This is a genomic window from Rhodospirillaceae bacterium, assembly GCA_040219235.1.
In the GTDB taxonomy this organism is placed as follows: domain Bacteria; phylum Pseudomonadota; class Alphaproteobacteria; order Rhodospirillales; family Rhodospirillaceae; genus WLXB01.
This window is the reverse complement of the sequence record JAVJSV010000012.1, coordinates 774,273-791,190: the sequence shown is the minus strand read 5'-3', so window position 1 is coordinate 791,190 and position 16,918 is coordinate 774,273. Positions and strand designations below refer to the sequence as shown.

18 protein-coding genes are annotated in these 16,918 nt (G+C 54.1%); 12 read left to right on the top strand and 6 right to left on the bottom strand.

Annotation, left to right across the window (positions count from 1 at the left end; translation table 11 throughout):
- Nucleotides 1-80: 80 nt before the first annotated feature.
- The gene (locus tag RIC29_13900; protein ID MEQ8736014.1) at nucleotides 81-1,499 is read right to left on the bottom strand and encodes a lipopolysaccharide biosynthesis protein; all 1,419 of its coding nucleotides are present in this window, start codon (nucleotides 1,497-1,499) and stop codon (nucleotides 81-83) included.
- A gap of 26 nt (nucleotides 1,500-1,525) precedes the next feature.
- Here RIC29_13900 and RIC29_13895 point away from each other — a divergent pair, with 26 nt between their 5' ends.
- Both RIC29_13895 and RIC29_13890 read left to right on the top strand, forming a co-directional pair.
- On the top strand, nucleotides 1,526-2,416 hold the full coding sequence (locus RIC29_13895) for an NTP transferase domain-containing protein (protein ID MEQ8736013.1): 891 nt from the start codon (nucleotides 1,526-1,528) through the stop codon (nucleotides 2,414-2,416).
- A 45-nt stretch (nucleotides 2,417-2,461) separates the two neighbouring features.
- Nucleotides 2,462-2,725, top strand: coding sequence for a hypothetical protein (locus RIC29_13890; protein MEQ8736012.1), 264 nt, complete (start codon nucleotides 2,462-2,464; stop codon nucleotides 2,723-2,725).
- Between the two features lie 335 nt (nucleotides 2,726-3,060).
- On the opposite strand, the gene RIC29_13885 is transcribed toward RIC29_13890, so the two are convergent.
- Both RIC29_13885 and RIC29_13880 read right to left on the bottom strand, forming a co-directional pair.
- Nucleotides 3,061-3,510, bottom strand: coding sequence for a hypothetical protein (locus tag RIC29_13885; protein MEQ8736011.1), 450 nt, complete (start codon nucleotides 3,508-3,510; stop codon nucleotides 3,061-3,063).
- On the bottom strand, nucleotides 3,497-5,674 hold the full coding sequence (locus RIC29_13880) for a GNAT family N-acetyltransferase (protein MEQ8736010.1): 2,178 nt from the start codon (nucleotides 5,672-5,674) through the stop codon (nucleotides 3,497-3,499). Before RIC29_13880 ends, RIC29_13885 begins: the two co-directional genes overlap by 14 nt.
- 134 nt (nucleotides 5,675-5,808) lie before the next feature.
- Here RIC29_13880 and RIC29_13875 point away from each other — a divergent pair, with 134 nt between their 5' ends.
- The 4 genes from RIC29_13875 (at nucleotide 5,809) to RIC29_13860 (ending at nucleotide 9,332) form a co-directional block, all read left to right on the top strand.
- Nucleotides 5,809-6,387 (top strand): thioredoxin family protein, encoded by a 579-nt coding sequence (locus RIC29_13875; protein ID MEQ8736009.1) that lies wholly within the window; start codon nucleotides 5,809-5,811, stop codon nucleotides 6,385-6,387.
- Nucleotides 6,388-6,528: 141 nt separating this feature from the next.
- Complete coding sequence (locus tag RIC29_13870; protein ID MEQ8736008.1) at nucleotides 6,529-7,287, top strand: NAD(P)H-binding protein; 759 nt, start codon at nucleotides 6,529-6,531, stop codon at nucleotides 7,285-7,287.
- A gap of 438 nt (nucleotides 7,288-7,725) precedes the next feature.
- Complete coding sequence (locus tag RIC29_13865) at nucleotides 7,726-8,076, top strand: hypothetical protein (GenBank protein MEQ8736007.1); 351 nt, start codon at nucleotides 7,726-7,728, stop codon at nucleotides 8,074-8,076.
- Nucleotides 8,077-8,153: 77 nt separating this feature from the next.
- A complete protein-coding gene (locus RIC29_13860; GenBank protein ID MEQ8736006.1) occupies nucleotides 8,154-9,332 on the top strand; it encodes a class I SAM-dependent methyltransferase in 1,179 nt (392 codons plus the stop codon).
- A gap of 74 nt (nucleotides 9,333-9,406) precedes the next feature.
- Here the strand turns inward: RIC29_13860 and RIC29_13855 are convergent, their stop codons facing one another.
- Together RIC29_13855 and RIC29_13850 are read right to left on the bottom strand one after the other, a co-directional pair.
- A complete protein-coding gene (locus tag RIC29_13855) occupies nucleotides 9,407-10,060 on the bottom strand; it encodes a PAS domain-containing protein (protein ID MEQ8736005.1) in 654 nt (217 codons plus the stop codon).
- A gap of 73 nt (nucleotides 10,061-10,133) precedes the next feature.
- Nucleotides 10,134-10,715 (bottom strand): hypothetical protein, encoded by a 582-nt coding sequence (locus RIC29_13850; GenBank protein ID MEQ8736004.1) that lies wholly within the window; start codon nucleotides 10,713-10,715, stop codon nucleotides 10,134-10,136.
- Nucleotides 10,716-10,943: 228 nt separating this feature from the next.
- Between RIC29_13850 and RIC29_13845 the strand changes: the two genes are divergently transcribed.
- From RIC29_13845 to RIC29_13820, 6 genes are all read left to right on the top strand, one after another.
- Entirely contained in the window at nucleotides 10,944-11,621 is a 678-nt protein-coding gene (locus tag RIC29_13845) for a hypothetical protein (GenBank protein MEQ8736003.1), read from the top strand.
- Between the two features lie 78 nt (nucleotides 11,622-11,699).
- Nucleotides 11,700-11,972 (top strand): hypothetical protein, encoded by a 273-nt coding sequence (locus RIC29_13840; protein MEQ8736002.1) that lies wholly within the window; start codon nucleotides 11,700-11,702, stop codon nucleotides 11,970-11,972.
- A 155-nt stretch (nucleotides 11,973-12,127) separates the two neighbouring features.
- Nucleotides 12,128-13,606 carry an FAD-binding oxidoreductase gene (locus tag RIC29_13835; GenBank protein ID MEQ8736001.1) on the top strand — a complete coding sequence of 493 codons (1,479 nt, stop codon included), beginning with the start codon at nucleotides 12,128-12,130 and terminating at the stop codon, nucleotides 13,604-13,606.
- 36 nt (nucleotides 13,607-13,642) lie between these two features.
- On the top strand, nucleotides 13,643-14,863 hold the full coding sequence (locus RIC29_13830; GenBank protein MEQ8736000.1) for a response regulator: 1,221 nt from the start codon (nucleotides 13,643-13,645) through the stop codon (nucleotides 14,861-14,863).
- Between the two features lie 80 nt (nucleotides 14,864-14,943).
- Nucleotides 14,944-15,609, top strand: coding sequence for an isochorismatase family protein (locus RIC29_13825; protein MEQ8735999.1), 666 nt, complete (start codon nucleotides 14,944-14,946; stop codon nucleotides 15,607-15,609).
- A gap of 16 nt (nucleotides 15,610-15,625) precedes the next feature.
- On the top strand, nucleotides 15,626-16,342 hold the full coding sequence (locus tag RIC29_13820; GenBank protein MEQ8735998.1) for a hypothetical protein: 717 nt from the start codon (nucleotides 15,626-15,628) through the stop codon (nucleotides 16,340-16,342).
- A 23-nt stretch (nucleotides 16,343-16,365) separates the two neighbouring features.
- On the opposite strand, the gene RIC29_13815 is transcribed toward RIC29_13820, so the two are convergent.
- On the bottom strand, nucleotides 16,366-16,839 hold the full coding sequence (locus RIC29_13815) for a DUF420 domain-containing protein (GenBank protein MEQ8735997.1): 474 nt from the start codon (nucleotides 16,837-16,839) through the stop codon (nucleotides 16,366-16,368).
- Between the last annotated feature and the right edge of the window lie 79 nt (nucleotides 16,840-16,918).

Sequence of the window (16,918 nt, the reverse complement as noted above, 5' to 3'; positions counted from 1 at the left end):
GCTTAGCCTCAATGGCCAAACGATGAAAGTTTTATGGCGTTTAAAAGTCAGAACGTTTTCAGAACTGTGAGAGTCTTTATTCAGGCTCTCTTTTTGAGCTCGGCCCGCGCCCACAGGCCGACCGTGCCGACAATGAGGGTCGAAGACAGCAGCATGGCCACGCCTGCCCCGATGGGTCCGAGTGTCTGAGTCAGTAAGATGAGCAACGGCACATACACACAAAAGACAACCACCGCATTGACCCTGAGCGGCACACTGGGCCGGCCCATGGCATAGAGCGCGGGGTCGAAACTGAAGCCCGCGATGGTGAGGGTCGCCGCTGCCACCAGCAACACAAGCACACCATAGGCCGCAGCGAAGTCTGGCCCAAAAATCAGCGCCAACAGGTGATCGCCGAGCAGCGCAATCAACGCGAGAATGCCAAGCCCAACCCCGCCGGCCAGCAGAGCAGCGCGGCGAATCAGCCCGCCGAAATCGGCCCAGTTGCCGGTGGAGCCGAGGCGGGCAAACTCCGGATAGATAGACTGGGTGAGCAGCTCGGCCGGTTTGGTGAGGGCGGTGGCGACTTCCCGGGCAACTTTGAACAGCCCTGCCGCCGCCGGGGTGGCAACCGCGCCAACCAGAAGCGTGCTCATATGGCCGGTGACCATTTGCAACGATGAATGAAAATTGGAGGCCAGGCAAAAGCCCCAGATGCCAGCGTGGGTGCGCGTTACACCACCCAGCGACCAGCGCATGTTGGTCAGGCGGCCTTGCTTGACGCCCTCGCGCCAGCCGAGCCCCACCAGGATCAACCCGCCAATCACGCCTGCGACAAACCAAGCCAGCAGATAGGCCCACAGGGGCGCATCCAGCAGCACAGCAATCGCCACACCGATCAGACGCAGCGCCGGAGTGATGATCACCTGCCAGGCGAGAATGTCGAAGCGGTCGTAAAGGCGCAGTAGGCCGGTGGGGGTGGCCACAATGGTGAACAGGATTAACAAACTATAGGGCTGGGCATAGGCGATAATCTCGCCACTCCAGCCCAGATACGGCCCCACCAGAGGGGCTGCAAACCAGGCCACCGTCGCGCCCAGCACAACCCCGGCCACATCGAGCAGGGTGGTGAAGGAAATCAGGCTCTGAAAGCCTCGCGTATCGTCAGTCTGGGTGCTGATTGCGCCATAGCGAATGACCGCCTGCCAGGAGTGAAAGGTGCTGAGGCCGGTGATCACCTGGACATAGGTTTGCACCAGCACCAGCAGACCGAATTGCTCGATACCGAGGCCCCGCGCCGCCAGCCCGAGATAAGCCAGACCCAGAACACCGGTGGCGGTTTTCCCACTGAGCAAAAACCCAGCATTTTTGAAGACCCGCCGAAACACGAGATCGGAGAACCAGGTGGTTCTCACACGCGCTGGCTTTGCTGCGTCAGGCGCTGTCTCGTCGTCTCGGCTCATAAAATCCCCTTTTGAATCCAGCGTCTTAATGGCGTAAGTATCGCAGTATCGCAACATTGCGCTGCTCGTGATGGATTTTATTTATGTCGCAAAACTCCGTTTCCGCACCCAAGTCCGGTGCCCAAAAACTCACGGCCCTCGTGCTCGCCGCCAGCCGCAAGGGGCCTGGCGATGCGGTGGCGCAACTTCAGGGCAAAAGCCACAAATGCCTGGTCAGCCTGAATGGCACGGCGATGATCGAGCGGGTGCTGCAAACGGTGATCGACACCCCAGAAATCGGCCGTGTGTTCGTCTCGGTGGAAGATCCGGCGATCTTGCGCGAGGTGCCGAAAGTGGCCGCCTGGCTGGACAGCGGCGTGATCACGCCGATCACCAGCAAGGGCAATCTGGCCGAAAGCCTGTTCTCGGCGGTGCACGATATTCCCGATCCCTACCCCCTGGTGATCACGGCTGGCGACAACGCCCTGCATACCCCGGAGATGCTCAGCCATTTCTGCACCGAGGTCAGCACAACGCCAGGTGACGCCTATATCGGCTGGGCCCGGGCGCAGCTGATTCTGGACAAATACCCCGAGGGCGCGCGGGCGTTCCACCGCCTGAAAGACGACGCCTATTCCAGCTGCAACCTCTATGCCGTGACAAACGATAAGGGCGTCAACGGTGCCAAACCCTTTGCCACCGGCGGTCAGTTCGGCAAGAAACCCCTGCGCATCGCCAAGGGCTTCGGGCTGCTGTCGCTGATTTTGTACAAGCTGCAATGGCTGACCCTGGACGGCGTGACCAAGCGCATGTCGCGGGCGATTAAGGCCGAGGTGCGCGCCGTGCTGATGCCCTGGGCCGAGGGGCCGATTGATGTGGACAACCCCAAGGACTACGCCCTGGTGACCAAAATTCTCAAGGGCCTAGAAGGAGATCGAGAAGGGGATAAAGAGGGAAATAAAGAGAACGGCGCAGAGGGTATTGGCACGCCTTAAGCAACCTGCCTCCTAAGAAAGGCGTTATCTTCCTATGGACCCGCTATGGACCCGATGATCCTGATTTCCCTGGCCAGCGGGCTGTTGTTTGCCTTCGTGGGCAACTGGATGGCCCGGCGACGCGACGCCCACACAACCTTGTGGACCCTGCTGGGATTCCTGTTTCCGCCCTTTCTGCTGATCCTCAAACTCATCCATTGGAAGCCAGAGCCGAAGACAGACAGCCGTGACGCATTGGAGGGCGATGAGGGTCCAGATGTGGATGCGGATGTGACGACCCCGAACAGCCGCCGAAACACCCCAGACTAAAATTAGCCGCCTGGCCTTTCCTGGGGCCTCTCCCCCACCTCAAAACAACAAACATGGCCACATCAGAAAACGGCAGTTTTCTAGGGGTTTGGCCTGTCGCATTTTTCTTGGGGCCACCCGACCTTGGAACGAGCCCATGCACGCTCCCCCATATTGAATAAAATCAAGGGCTTAACAGGCCGCGAAACGAGCCCATGCACAACATTATTTCGTGGGGGTGGGAGAAGAATAGGAAGTATGTGACTTAGAATAGTGAGTATGTTGCGCTCACCTAAGCGCAAAGCTCACAGTGCACTATAAGAATTAGATATAGCATAGAGATTATAACCGCCTTACTAGGCAGCCTTATCAATATGGCTCCTCAGAAAATTCGGGATGGCACTTCCATTGAATGTCTTCTGGAAAAACTGAGGCGGGTGGAATGACTCGTCAATCTTCTCTCGTATCTGACGTAGTTCTGCACCGGGCGGAATTTCTGTTACATCGCCCAGTTCTAATGCACACGCTTGTGATGCTCCGCAGTAATACTCATCGTATTCTTTGCTGGTCACACATGCATCTTTAGCCAAATGCCTTAGACTTCCAGGTGTCCCGACATGCAAAGCTATTAGCCTTGCCGAAGCAGCAAATCTGCCAGAGGGCAAAGTTGAATATATCCAAATAAGTGTGCCGATCGGTACATTGAGTGGTCGTCTACGCAACTCAAATTTCTTTTTACTACTTAGAATATTCGTCACATGAGGCGGCTTAATAGAAATAATTATCTCAACTTCACTTTGTGGCATTACCGAATCCCATCAAACAAATATTCTTTAAAGTAATCGGTTCGAGTTTTTCTATAGTAATGAAATTCTGTTTACCTGCGCCAGTTTTCTTAAGGTCAGAGTACGAAACAGGATTAGTAAACTGCTGAAAACCATCAAATGAAATCATGTGGATATTACCTCTATTATCCGCGCGCTTAGCTAACTCTCTATCTGATAAAACACCCGAACTACTTAATTTGGCATCAATATTTTCAATGTTGATGACTTCAGAAAAAGTTACTCTCGCACACCCAATGGCCGCTTTCGCACGCTCAGAAGAATAAAAAACCAATGGATCACCGGCTAATACCGCTGCGCTACCAATCGGGGATCTGAAGTATGTTCTCTCAACTTTTAACAGTGCTCCAGAATTTCCAAATAAAAGATGCTGGTCATCAGCCTTTCCAAGCAACTCCTCAGAAAAAGCAGGGCGAATTGGTAGAATAATTCCAGGCCTGTTACGGAACAAAACAAGAACATTTGTAACGTATGACTCTAAGCCGATCAAGTCAAGATAAACTGCCTTACCATCATCTTTGATGATTTTGATTCCATCTCTCTGAACCTCATCATAGTTCGGCATTACGCTATCAAGTTTTACTCCAGCCAACTCATAAAGAGATTGAACAAAACTGCTCCAAGTCTCGGGTGTGACTAGGCCAGAGACTGAATACTTTTGAAAAGACACTAAGCTATAAATAGCACCGCGATCAGGAGCGGGAAGGTAGAAAAAGTTCTCAGCAAGTGCGCTTGCGTTTGGCTGGCTTGCTGAAAGATACAAATACAGACACCGCCCTTTATCGGTGGCAACTTCTCTCGCAAAGCTCTCGAGGATATGTTCAGTGAATTGCAAAGAGCCAGATCGACTCTCCTCGACAAAGAGATAGCAATTCGCTTCTTTATCAAATGATGTAGGAATGCACCAAGAAGAGAAACCAACAATTTCATCTTGTATCTTTAGTACATAGCGCTTTGCAGGTTCTTTATCATTGCCGGGTTTCAAGGCGGCTTTAATGGCAGAGTCACTAATACCTAGTTGATTTAAGAACGACTTTACGTCCGCACGGTTTTCTTCTTGAAATTCTCGCGCGGAAGGAAATTCGGTGTCAGTAACCACAGGATTTCGCTGAATTGTACTTTGAACGTCTGACGGCGCTGAAAAGTCTGCTGAACTCAAAATTTCAAAGTTAAACTGACTCTGTAAGCCGCCAGCTGAGGAGAGAATCAATTTCTCTCTTGTGATAAAACCATCCAATTCATGATGGATCGCCATCGCTAAATGAGCAAGGTCAGAGTTGTCTTGAACCGCCTTAGTTCTAGTTTTTGAGCGATCTGGAAAAACAACTGGCCGCAACTTTTGCACTAAGGGCTCAAGCGTGACCGCTTGAACATCAGGAAGCACAGGTAGATTTTTCACAAGCTCTAAAATCGGATCATGCTGAATATTTCGGGAAGTACGGTCTAACTCAAATAGCATCTCTTTCGTTACGTAGACATCATAGCTTCCGGACATGGCTCCTCTAAGAATAGCTGCCGCGTCATCATAACGTTCTCTAGTTCTGACCAAATCAAAAAGGACATTTAAATCAATTGCATAGGTCCTTTTGCGATGAAGAGGCGCACTCCCAAAACGAAGGTGATCTGTAATTTTGTTAACCTTAGCTTTTTCAAGTTTCTCAAATAGAGATGGGACATCAAGCTGCAACACCCTGACGATAATTTTCCGCTTAGTCGTCTTTCCGCCCTCGACCAAAGAAAAAGCGTTAAACCCAACTCCAGCCCAGAAATTATTGCTAGCTACTAAATCTTCAGCCACGCGGGCAGATATACTGGAATAGCCTTTGCCCTCTCCATAGGATTTCAGCGCTTCAACTAACTCTATCCCCACCCGCTTACGGCGATACTTAGAAGCAACATTGACTTGGAAGACACGCAACTGCGGATAGGTGCCACCAAACATAATGTGTCCTGCATAAACCTTTGTATCTGAGTCAATGGCCACCCATAACTTGCCTAGCAAACAACGTTGCTCATAAGCAGACTTCGCTAAAAAACCAAAAATCTTTTTTTGCCGGTCAGCAGCTTTTTGGACATCATCGATATAGACAATGACTTCACTAGGTTCGGTAATTATTGAGATCATTTTGAGGCTTCGCTAACCAATATCTATTGAACCGCTATACTTTATGCATAAAATAATTACAGGTTGTATTTTAATGGTTAACGCATGCAAAGATTTAAAGCATGCCGCGTTCTTGCACATTTCAGGACTCCCCCATGCTTCTCGACACCCCCGTTTGTGATTTTGGCTGGCAAGCCCCAGCGTTTGAATTAACCGATGCCATTGGCACGCCGTTCACGCTGGATGACGTGAGGGGCGATAAGGGTTTGCTGATCGCCTTCATCTGCAACCACTGCCCTTATGTGAAGGCGATCATTTCGCGCCTGGTGGCCGATGCCAAAACTCTGCAGGCCGAGGGCCTTGGCGTGGTGGCGATTATGCCCAACGATTACCGCAGCTACCCGGACGACGCGCCGCAACTGATGATGCAGTTTGCCGCCGAGCATGGTTTCACCTTCCCCTATTTGGTGGATGAAGACCAAAGCGTCGCGCGCGCTTACGGCGCGGTGTGCACCCCTGATTTCTTCGGCTTCAATACCGCCGGCGGGCTGCAATATCGCGGGCGGATCGACTCCCTCACCATGGGTCAAATGGGGGGAGAAGACTCAGGTGAGACGCCAGAGCGCGTGCCCGAGTTGCTGAACGCCATGCGCCAAGTGGCCACCAGCGGCAAAGGCCCAGAGGCACAAACACCGTCGATGGGCTGCAGCATCAAATGGATGGAAGCGGATTAAGGTTAAACGGCTTCACATCTGCGCGAGAGCCCAGCTTTTAGAACGTTTAAACGATGTGTTTTGATTTCGTTATGCCCGTTTTAGGAGTAGCGTCCTGGCGTAGAGATTCTAACGCAGAGATCGTCTGTACGGAGGCATAGTATGACTCGGCCTGTCTCATCCCGGTTTTCCCTCACACCGTTTCTGGTGGCGCTGTGTGCTGTGTTTGCAGCCCCTTTGACCACAGCCAGTTTGACCACAGCCAGTCTGGCGGCTGAGGGTGGCGTGATCGTGTTTGGCGGTGCCGGCCGCACGGGGGCGTTTATCGTCGACGAGCTGTTGGCCCAGGGTGAAGCGGTTACGGTATTTGTGCGGCCCACATCCGACCGCGCGCGCCTGGCCGGAAAAGAGGTTGCGTACGCGGTGGGCGATGCCATGAAGGCCGCCGATGTAGACGCCGCCTTTGCCGCAGCCAAACCGCGCGTGGCCATCAACGCCATAGGCGGACGCGGCACGCAAAAAAACTTTTGGGACACCACCCAAATGAACATCACAGCGGCGGCTAAAAAGCATGGCACGGAAGAAATTATATTCCTCAGCTCGGTCGGCGTGGGCGATAGCGCCATGGCCTATTCCGAAGCAGCCCGCGCCCGCACCAAAGACAGTATGGACGAACGCTATGCCGCCGAGGAAGACTTGAAAGCCAGCGGTTTGACCTATGTGATTATTCGCACCGGCATTATTGCCCCCGAAGGCACCGCCCCCACGGGCTTGGCGGAACTGACAGAAGACCGCATGTCGATGGGGCCGGTGTCGCGCGCCGATCTGGCGGAAATGACCGTGGCCTGCATGGGCAACGACGCCTGCGCGAATATGACGTTCGCCGCTGAAGATAAAAGCCTGACGGTCTCTCGAGAGTAGATGCACGCCTGGAGCAGGTATAACCACATATTCGCATTATTGTCTGCATGCTCGGCATGCCATGACGTTCGCCGCTGAAGATAAAAGCCTGACGGTCTCCCGCGATTAGACGCAAGCCTGGAGCAGGTATAACCGCATATTCGCATTATTGTCTGCGTGCTCGGCATGTGTTGTTTCGCATGCTCGGCATGCCATGACGTTCGCCGCTGAAGATAAAAGCCTGACGGTCTCTCGAGAGTAGATGCACGCCCGGACTGCGCGTCCACAAGGCGAACGAGATGCGCCACATTGTGAACGGCAGGTCAAACCGCTGACCCATGTTGACCCATATCAATGCTAGTCTTCGCGTTCAGCCACGTTATAGCCGTTAGCCAGCGTGTGTTCTGGTGAGCGGTAAAGTAATCAGCAAAGCAACTCAGACCTCATGGGGAGAGACCTATGGCTAAACTCAAAACAACCCGGCAGACTTATGCAACAGATGCCATTCCATCTGACATCACGGACGCCTCGTACCTGGGCAACCCGGTGCTCGATAATCTGGTTAGCACGGTGATTGCCATGGGCACAGAAATGTGGGCCACCAAGCGCCGCCTGAAAGTTGTTGAAGCGGTGCTGGAAGAAAAAGGCGTCACCAGCGAGATGATTGAGCAATATGTGCCAACGGATGAGCAAAACGCGGCCTGGGAAGTCGACCGCGACCGGTTCATTGATCTGGCGTTTGGACCATTGGCGCACACCAGCAGCACGCATTTTTCCGCCGACTTTAAAAAGCGCGGTGATGATATTTAATCACACCGACACGGTGATATTTAATCACACCAACACGGTGATGCTCAGACACGCTTGAAAGATTTAGGAGAAAACACATGATGAACCGTCGAACACTCTTTGGCACCGCCGCAGGGGCCGTTGCCATGAAAGCCTTTTTTAAAGAGCGCGCAGCCTACGCAAACTCACCTGTGGGGGACATCGAACTGCGCGGCAGCACAGGCCGGATGGAGCGCCTCGGCACGCTGGAACTTGAAAGCCAGCAAGACTTTACCCTGGGGTTCCGCCTGTTTCAGGCTAAAAAGATGCGCCGCGTCTCGGCCATGATGCTGGACGAGGCCCTGGTTGAAGCCGGGATGGACCCTAAAGCGAGCATGACCTACGACCAGATGCTGAAAGTTGCGGACGGTAATCCGCAGATCAATCTGGCCTCCCGGGCCTGGATTTCAAACCAGCAGGTGACGTGGAAAACGCTGCAAGATTATTTCCATGCCAACGCCGACATGTACCTGTCGGAAATGGAAGCCGCCGACAATGTTGGTCCCGGCACCTTGGAGCTGCGCCCGGATATGTATGTGCCGGACTACACCCGCCATGAAATTCACATTCAGCCTGATGGCTATGTGGGCGATGCCTTTGCGGGTCATGTGTACCACTACGGCACCAACAGTTTTTATATCTCGGTGCTGGGCCATAACGAGCAGGATGAGATACATAGAAACGTGGCTGGCCGTCTGCCCCTGCCCGCCGATGGCAAGGTCAAGCGCATCCTCGATATGGGGTGCGGGATTGGCCAGATGTCGGTTGCCTTGAAAGAGCGCTTCCCCGATGCGGAAGTGTGGGGCGTTGATATTGGCGGGCCGATGGTGCGCTACGCGCATTTGCGGGCCAACGATATTGGCAGCGGCACCAACTTCCGTCAGGCCCTGGCCGAAGAAACCGGCTTCCCCGATGGCTACTTCGATCTGGTGACCAGCTACATCATGCATCACGAAGTGCCCGGTGAGAAAACCAAAGAGATTATCGCTGAAGCCAACCGCGTGCTGCGGCCCGGTGGAGTTTATACCCCGCTGGACTTTGTCACCGGCGGTTTGGAAGGGCGGGCCGCTCAATTGCATTCGCGCTGGTTTGATCATCGTTGGAACAATGAAGTGTGGAGCCTGTCTTACCATTCGATTGATTTCACCGAGGAAATTGCCAAGCGTGGCTTTAAACGGATCGACGGCGCACCACCGATTGCCCGGCAGTTCGGTGATCGCAACTTCGCCAAAGCATAAATCCAAACGTATCAATTATGCTCTAAGATGCAGCCCCTTAAGACACAGCCCCTTCCTGCGCGGAGGGGCTGTTGTCATTTGGGGACACTCAATCTGGCCGGAACTCGTGCCCCAATATCCAACCAATGGGGCATGGGATAATCCAGCACGGCCTCGACCTGGTCGGACTTGGCCGCACGGGGGGCGTCGTTCACCTTGATCGGCGGACGTTCATTAAAACTGAGAACGGTTTTGCTGCCGGTCGTGCTTGTGCGCAGGGGCAGAATGAGCGCGCGGGACTGAAACACCAATCCGAAACGGCTGCGCACTTCGCGACTGACCAAATATCCGCACGGCTGGCTGGCCGCCGTCCACGCCGCCCGAATGGCCATGGCGCGGGCTTTGCCCTGATACAAACGTTCGGCATTGGTGCCAGTAATCTCGCCGGTGAACGCCGTGACCATGGTGCCCGCCAACCGCACGGTAATGTCTAACGGAACAGCATTGCCGCCAGTCGGGTCTTGTAAATCCAACAGCACCACCTTGGGCTGAAGGTCGGGCGGCACGTTATCCAGATAATCACTGAGATGGGGCATCAGGTTTTGCTTGGGCAAGCTGTGCCAATAGGTCCACATCGCCAGAAAGTTCTCGCCATAAGCTGAGATGCGGTCCATTTGATCTGGGGTTTGGCCGGGGGTTTGGCCGGGGGTTTGGCCGGGTGTTTGGCGGGGAGTTAGATCGTCGTTCACTGGGACGGATACTCTTTATTCATCTGCAGGTTCAGTGTTGTCTTCTGCGGGTTCAGCGTTGTTATCTGCGGGTTCACCCGGTGTTGTCTTCTGCCGGTTCACCGCTTTCTTCTGCCGGTTCACCGGCTCCAATATCCAACCACATGTGCTGGGCGAAACCCTGCACCGCTTCAATTTGATCTTCGCGCGCCACACCCGCGGAGACCGAGGGAAGCTCGGCAAAACTGACGACCGTTAAGCTGTCTGGTGACGCCGTGCGAATGGGCAGGACGATGCCATTCGACATAAACAGTTGGCCAGAGGGGGTACGCAAGGTGCGGCTGACCAGATACCCGCAGGGATGATTGAGCGCCGTCCACGCTTTGGCAATGGCAATTTTACGGGTTTCGCCGCTGTACAGACTTTCCGCAGAGGAACCTGTCATCTCCCCCAAATACTCAGTCATCGCGGTGCCCATCAGACGCATGGTCATTTTATCGGCGGACTGCAGATCCATCATCACCACATAGGGCTGCAACAGCGGCGGCACATGATCGAAGTAATCGCTGAGGTGCGGCATGTAATTGTGCTTGGGCAGGCTGTTCCAATACGTCCAAAAGGCCACGCACCCCTCGCCGAGCGGTTTGATCTGAGCAAGAGGTGAAACCTGGTCCAAGAAGGAATCCTGCGGCAGAGGGTGGACTTAATGGCGCGATGAAAAAACCTTTAATGATCTTCCGAGATTAAGGAGACATGGCTCCATCGTAAATGGCAAGACGTTCGGTCAGCGTACACTGGATTGATCGAATCAACTAAAAGGGGATTTTTAGCCTTTGTGAAAGAGCATAAGCAGATTATGGTTATAGATATGAATTTGGGCGGTTTGATATGGGGTTTTCTGTAAATGGGAATGGTTGATCAATCGGCCCCACCGCCCTTCGGCCCCGTCACTGCGTCTACCTCCGACACGACCATGCCCCCCTGGTATAGCCGTGCCCGCATGGCCGAGCTGTGGCAGGACATGACCTCGCGGAAACAGAAGGTCAAAACCGCCGTGGCCGTAGCTGATTTTCTGCGCGATATGAAACGCATCTGCGACCGCCAATTCCCGGAATGGCTGAATCGCCTCAAGGGTCATATTGAAGCCTCGGACCTGGATTTTGACCATAAACGCGCGCTGATCGAGAAGCATGATTTAGAGATGTATTTCTACTGCGCCATCATCGCCTCGGAAGCCATCAAAGTGTTCAAATTGTTTGAACGGGCGCCGGCCGACGAAGTGATGTCGGACATTAACGACCAGATTGATCTGGCTTTGGGCCGCGACGGGCGGGCCGCGGCGGATTTGGTGTTCGACATGCTGCGCACGGTGAAACGCAGCCAGTACGAAGAAATGCTCAAGCCCCATGATCAGGTGATGAAGTGGATCATTCGGCTGCTCGAACTGGACGTGAGCGAAGAGACCAAAGCCATTTCAGATGATCTGGTGTTTCGTCAGCAAATGGCCGAGCCCCTGGCCGCCTGTTACGTGCACTGGTGGCTGGGCTTTAAAGAAACCCATCGCCTCGCCCCAATTTACTAAGGCGCGCAATAAGAAAGTCCTGCGACAATTTGGGCGATCCCTATTGTGTGCGACTAAAAACCAGACCAAACTTAGGCTATGGACAAGGCCTTTACCTTGCGGCTTGTGCGCTGCCTGCTGTTTGGCATCGGTGCGTTTGTGATGATTCTGGCGTTCGACATCACCATTCGCAGCCAGCTGGATGTGGCTGGCTATGTGCTGGGCGCGGGCGCACTGTGGTACGTATTCGAGATCATCGTCATGTCGCCGCGCAAACGCACCCCCTCGGCCCAGCCGCCCGAGAACACGCCGTTACCCAAGAAAACCTCAAAAAAAACCAAAAGCCCCTTGGGGGATGATCACTTCGATTAAGGCGGCGCTCTTCTAAAGTCGCGCGCTTCTAAAATTGCCCGCTTCTTAAGTCACGTGTGTCTAAAGTTGCGGTCTGGGGCAATCGCGCTGGCCACTGGCCACCGTGATGCTTATGCTGGGCATAACGATATCTGATCAACCCATGAGAGGCTGTTATGCACCGCCGCACCCTGATGAAATCCGCTTTGGCCGCCGCCGCCATGAGCGGTCTTTCCCTTAAAGTCGCCTGGGCCGAAAACGTGCCCGCGATCACCATCGAGGGGGACAGCACAACGCTGGATAAAGGCGATATTCGGGCCTTCGCTGAGAGCTTTAACGGGGTCGTTCTCCGTCCTGACAGTGTCGGCTATGACATTGCCCGGCAAGTCTGGAACCGCTTTTGGGATCGCCGCCCGGCCCTGATTGCCCATTGCATGAATGTGGACGACGTTGTTGCGGCGGTGAAATTTGCCCGCGCCAACGCGCTGCTGACCGCCGTGCGCTGTGGCGGCCACAGCATGTCTGGCAAAGGCGTGTGCGATGGTGGCTTGGTCATCGACCTGACGCAAATGAATGCCGTGGACATCAACGTCGCCGAGCAAACAGCCCATGTGCAAGGGGGCGCTTTACTGGGCGACCTGGACCGGAAAGCCTTGCCCCTGGGCTTGGCGACCACAGCAGGCGTTGTGTCGCACACCGGCGTCGGCGGTTTAACCCTGGGCGGCGGCATGGGGCGCCTGCAACGGCGGTTCGGCTTGGCCATCGACAATGTGCTGGGTGTCGAGCTGGTCACGGCTGAGGGTAAAGTGTTGACCGCAAACGCAACAGAAAACCCTGATCTGTATTGGGGTGTGCGCGGCGGTGGTGGCAACTTCGGCATTGTGACCAAGTTTATTTTCCGTCTGCACCAGATGAATCCAATGGTGATCAACTTCGGATTCAGTTATCCGATGGCAAAAGCCAAAGACGCGCTGAAGCTGTATTTCGATTTCAGCAACAACGCCCATGAAGACCTGTTTGTGCTGGGCGGCGTGTCCATGCGCGAAGACGGCAGCGGCGGCGTCAGCATTGGCGGCAACTACTTTGGCCCGATGTCCGACGTCGACAAAATGCTCAAACCCTTGCGGGACTTTGATGCCGCCGTTCAGGGCCGCGTTTTCCCCATTGAATATGTGAAAATACAACGGGTGGCAGACGACGGATTTAACGCGCCCGGAAACCGGCATTACGCCAAGGGTGGCTTCCTCCGAGACATCAGCGACGACCTGATCACCACCCTGGTCGAGCGCATGGAACCCTTGGCCAGCCGCCAGTTTAGTGTCGGCCTCCTGCCCATGGATGGTGCGCCCGCCCGCGTTGGACATGACGAGACAGTGTGGGCCCATCGCGATGCCTCGTACAACATCGACTCCAGTAGCAAATGGGCGGTCGATAACACAGATGTGGATGAACAAAACATCGCGTGGAACCGGGCCTACTGGAAAGACATCGAACCGTTCACACGCGGCTTTTATGTCAACTCCCTCATCGACGAGAGCCAAGGCCAAGTGAACGACAACTATGGTGGCAACTATGATCGGCTGGTGCAGGTGAAGAACACCTACGACCCCTCCAACTTTTTCCGCCTTAACGCAAATGTAAGACCCAGCGTCTAAGTTGGGCATGGGTGGGGCCTCAAGAAAGACGAACACATGCGCGCTTTGATTGTTGACGACGATTCGTCCGTCGCCGCACTTGCCCAAAACATTCTCAAATCTGGTGGCATCGACGCTGAGATTGCTGACTTAAAGCAAGACGTCGTCACCCATGTGCGTGCGACAAGGCCCGATGTGGTGCTGGTTGATATCATGATGCCCAACATCGACGGCATCGAATTGTGCAGACAGATCAAAAGTGCGCCCGACTTAGAAGCCATCTATGTGGTGGTTGTCTCTGGCAAAGCCTATGACTACGACAAGCGCCGCGCCAAACAAGTGGGCGCAGATGGCTATATTACCAAACCTGTGAATCCCACTGAGTTTGCCGCTCAGGTCCGCGCGATCGTCGAATCCGCCTTTACGCTGAGCTACTATGGCGTGCGCGGCACTTTGCCCGTACCGGGTAGAAAATCTTTGCGCTATGGCGGCAACACCTCATGCGTGACCATGAGCTTCCCCAACGATCGCACACTGATCTTTGACGCGGGCTCTGGCATTAAAGTATTGTCCGATCAGATTATGAAAGAGCGCAAAGGTAAATTTTCAGCGCATTTGTTTATTTCTCATCCCCATTGGGATCACATCAACGCGTTTCCGTTCTTCTCTCCGTTTTTCATTCCCGGAAACAAATTCCAGGTGATCGGTGCCAAGCACGGTGAGAAATCCATGGAGGATCTGATCTCTGCCCAAATGGATGATGTGTTTTTCCCCATCACGGTTACCGACATGGGGGCTTCGATCATCTTCAAAGATATGGTCGAAGAAACCATGATGATCGATGATGACATTGAAGTGCGCAGTATGTTGCTGTCGCACCCTGGAAACTGCCTGGGATACCGGGTCACGTTTGGCGGCAAGTCGGTCTGCTATGTCACCGACAACGAGCTGTATACAAAAGAGTCCGGATTCCAAAACGAGTCCTATGAAACCAAACTGATTGAGTTTGTCGAAAGCGCAGACATCCTGATTACCGACACCACTTATTTTGACGATGAATACAAGAAGCGCATTCACTGGGGGCATTCTTCTGTTGGTCGGGTGGTCGAGATTGCGGCCGCCGCCAATGTGAAATGCTTACACCTGTTTCACCACGACCCCGACCAATATGATGACGATATCGACCGAAAGCTGGATGTGGCGCAGGAAAAAATGGCGACGCTGAACGCATCAACCCGTGTTGAAGCACCCGCGGAAGGTGCTGTCTTTCAACCCTAAAACTGCCAACTCCTGTTTGGACAGATAGGTCTGAGAACGCTACTCTGCCCCAACTGACCTCGGAATCGGAGGACAACGTCATGTCAGACAGCAAATACGGCGATGCCAGCCATGGCAAGTATGCCAATGCCACTTATGGCGAGTTGAGCATTGGCTTCGGCGAACGCCCCGCTGTGGTGGTGGTCGATTTCCAACTGGGTTTTACCGACCCGCAATACACTCTGGGTGGGTCCCCCCATGTGCATGCCGCGGTTGAACAAACCTCAAAGCTGTTGGATGTAGCACGTGCGGCGCATATTCCGGTGGCCAGTTGCCGCGTCGGCTGGGGCTCGAAGCGGGATATGGGCTACTGGAAAATCGGCTGTCTCTACGAAGACTGGTTTTACGACGACCCGCAGACGGCCATGGACCCCCGCGTTTATGATCCGAGCTATGATTTCAATTTTTGGAAACATGCGCCGTCAATCTTTTTCGGAACACCGCTGACCAATTTCCTAAATAAAAATTGCGTCGACACCGTCATTGTCACCGGGTGCACCACATCGGGCTGTGTGCGCGCGTCCATCAACGATGCGTTTTCCTATGGGTATCGCGTGATTGTACCGCACGACTGTTGCGGCGACATGGAGGAAGGCCCGCATAACGATAACCTGCGCGACGTGGGCCGGCGCTATGCAGACGTGATGGACGCTGCCGCAGTAATGGAACACCTCGCAAAACATAAAGGACGCATCGCAGCGGAATAGCTGAGCGTTTCAACTTATGGATCTCATGTTTGACCCCTACATCATTCTAAAATTTCTGCACATCATTATGGCCGGGCTTTGGCTAGGCATGGATATGGGGGTGTATAATTGCGGCATGAAGCTGCGCGATGCATCGCTATCGATTGAGACCCGCGCGACCATGGGCAAAGTCTCGGGCTTTTTGGATATGGGACCACGTTCGGCCGTGATTGTACTGCTGATGCTTGGGATCACCATGACGTCATTAGGCGGTTGGGGATTCCAGGGCGGCTACGGCACAGACCTGGCCATTGCCGCCGCAGTTGTTGGCATCGTCTGGCTCGGGGGGCTGTGGCATCAATACTGGGTCGATCATCCCAACCTGGGGGAAACGCGACCCGAGGCGCACTTGAAATTCCAGGCCCTGTTCCGCAAGTACGACATCCGCATGCGCGTGGTTGTGACCAGCATACTTTTGGTTACGGCTGTTTGGTCCTTAACCGGGGATGGGCCTATTGTCGCAACATGGCTGGCCGTTAAACTGGTGCTGTTCGCGGTGATTGTCAGCTGCGGCATTGGTATCCGGATGTACATTCCGCACGCGCGTGCGTCGATTGCAGACATCTTTAAAAACGGATCGACGCCAGAGCGCGAAGCCACTCTGGCCCAAAACCGCGGCAAGATGCTGTTCTTCGTCAAGACCATCTGGACGCTGGTGGCCGTGATTATCTGGATTTCCGTCGCAAAGTTTTAGGGCCGTTGCTCTGCGTTATCGCCTCAGGCAGCGAAACCAAAGAAGTACAGCGGATAGGCGGTCAATCCGGTGAAGATCATGGCGATCATCCCAGCCCGCCCCCAGGCCCGATGCGTGGCACTAAAGGCATTCGGTACAGGTGGTGCCTCAAAGCGCTTGAGGGACATGTAGATCAAACCCGCCCAAATGAGTGACGTCAGCACGGCAATGGCCAAATGGACATAAATGATGGCAGTGAGCCACCAGGCATCGGCATAGGGACTTGGGGCCACCAAAGCAAAGGTGCCGCCGTTCATCCGGATATCAATTTCAAACAACAGCACCGCAACAGCCAACGTGCCGCCCAGCCATAACTGGGTGCGCTTGTGAGTCTGATAGTGCTGCGCGCGGACGCGGCTCCATGAAAAAATCAAGACCGGCAAAATGATGATGAACGACAGAATTACGAGGTCCATCAGAATATCGCCACGGGTACCTAGAAAACCTGAGGGCAACATGAAATTCTCCTTTCGTTCAATGGTTGCCTGAACCTAAGCGAGAGTCTAGAAAAGACATATATATTTGTCCGGTCAAATT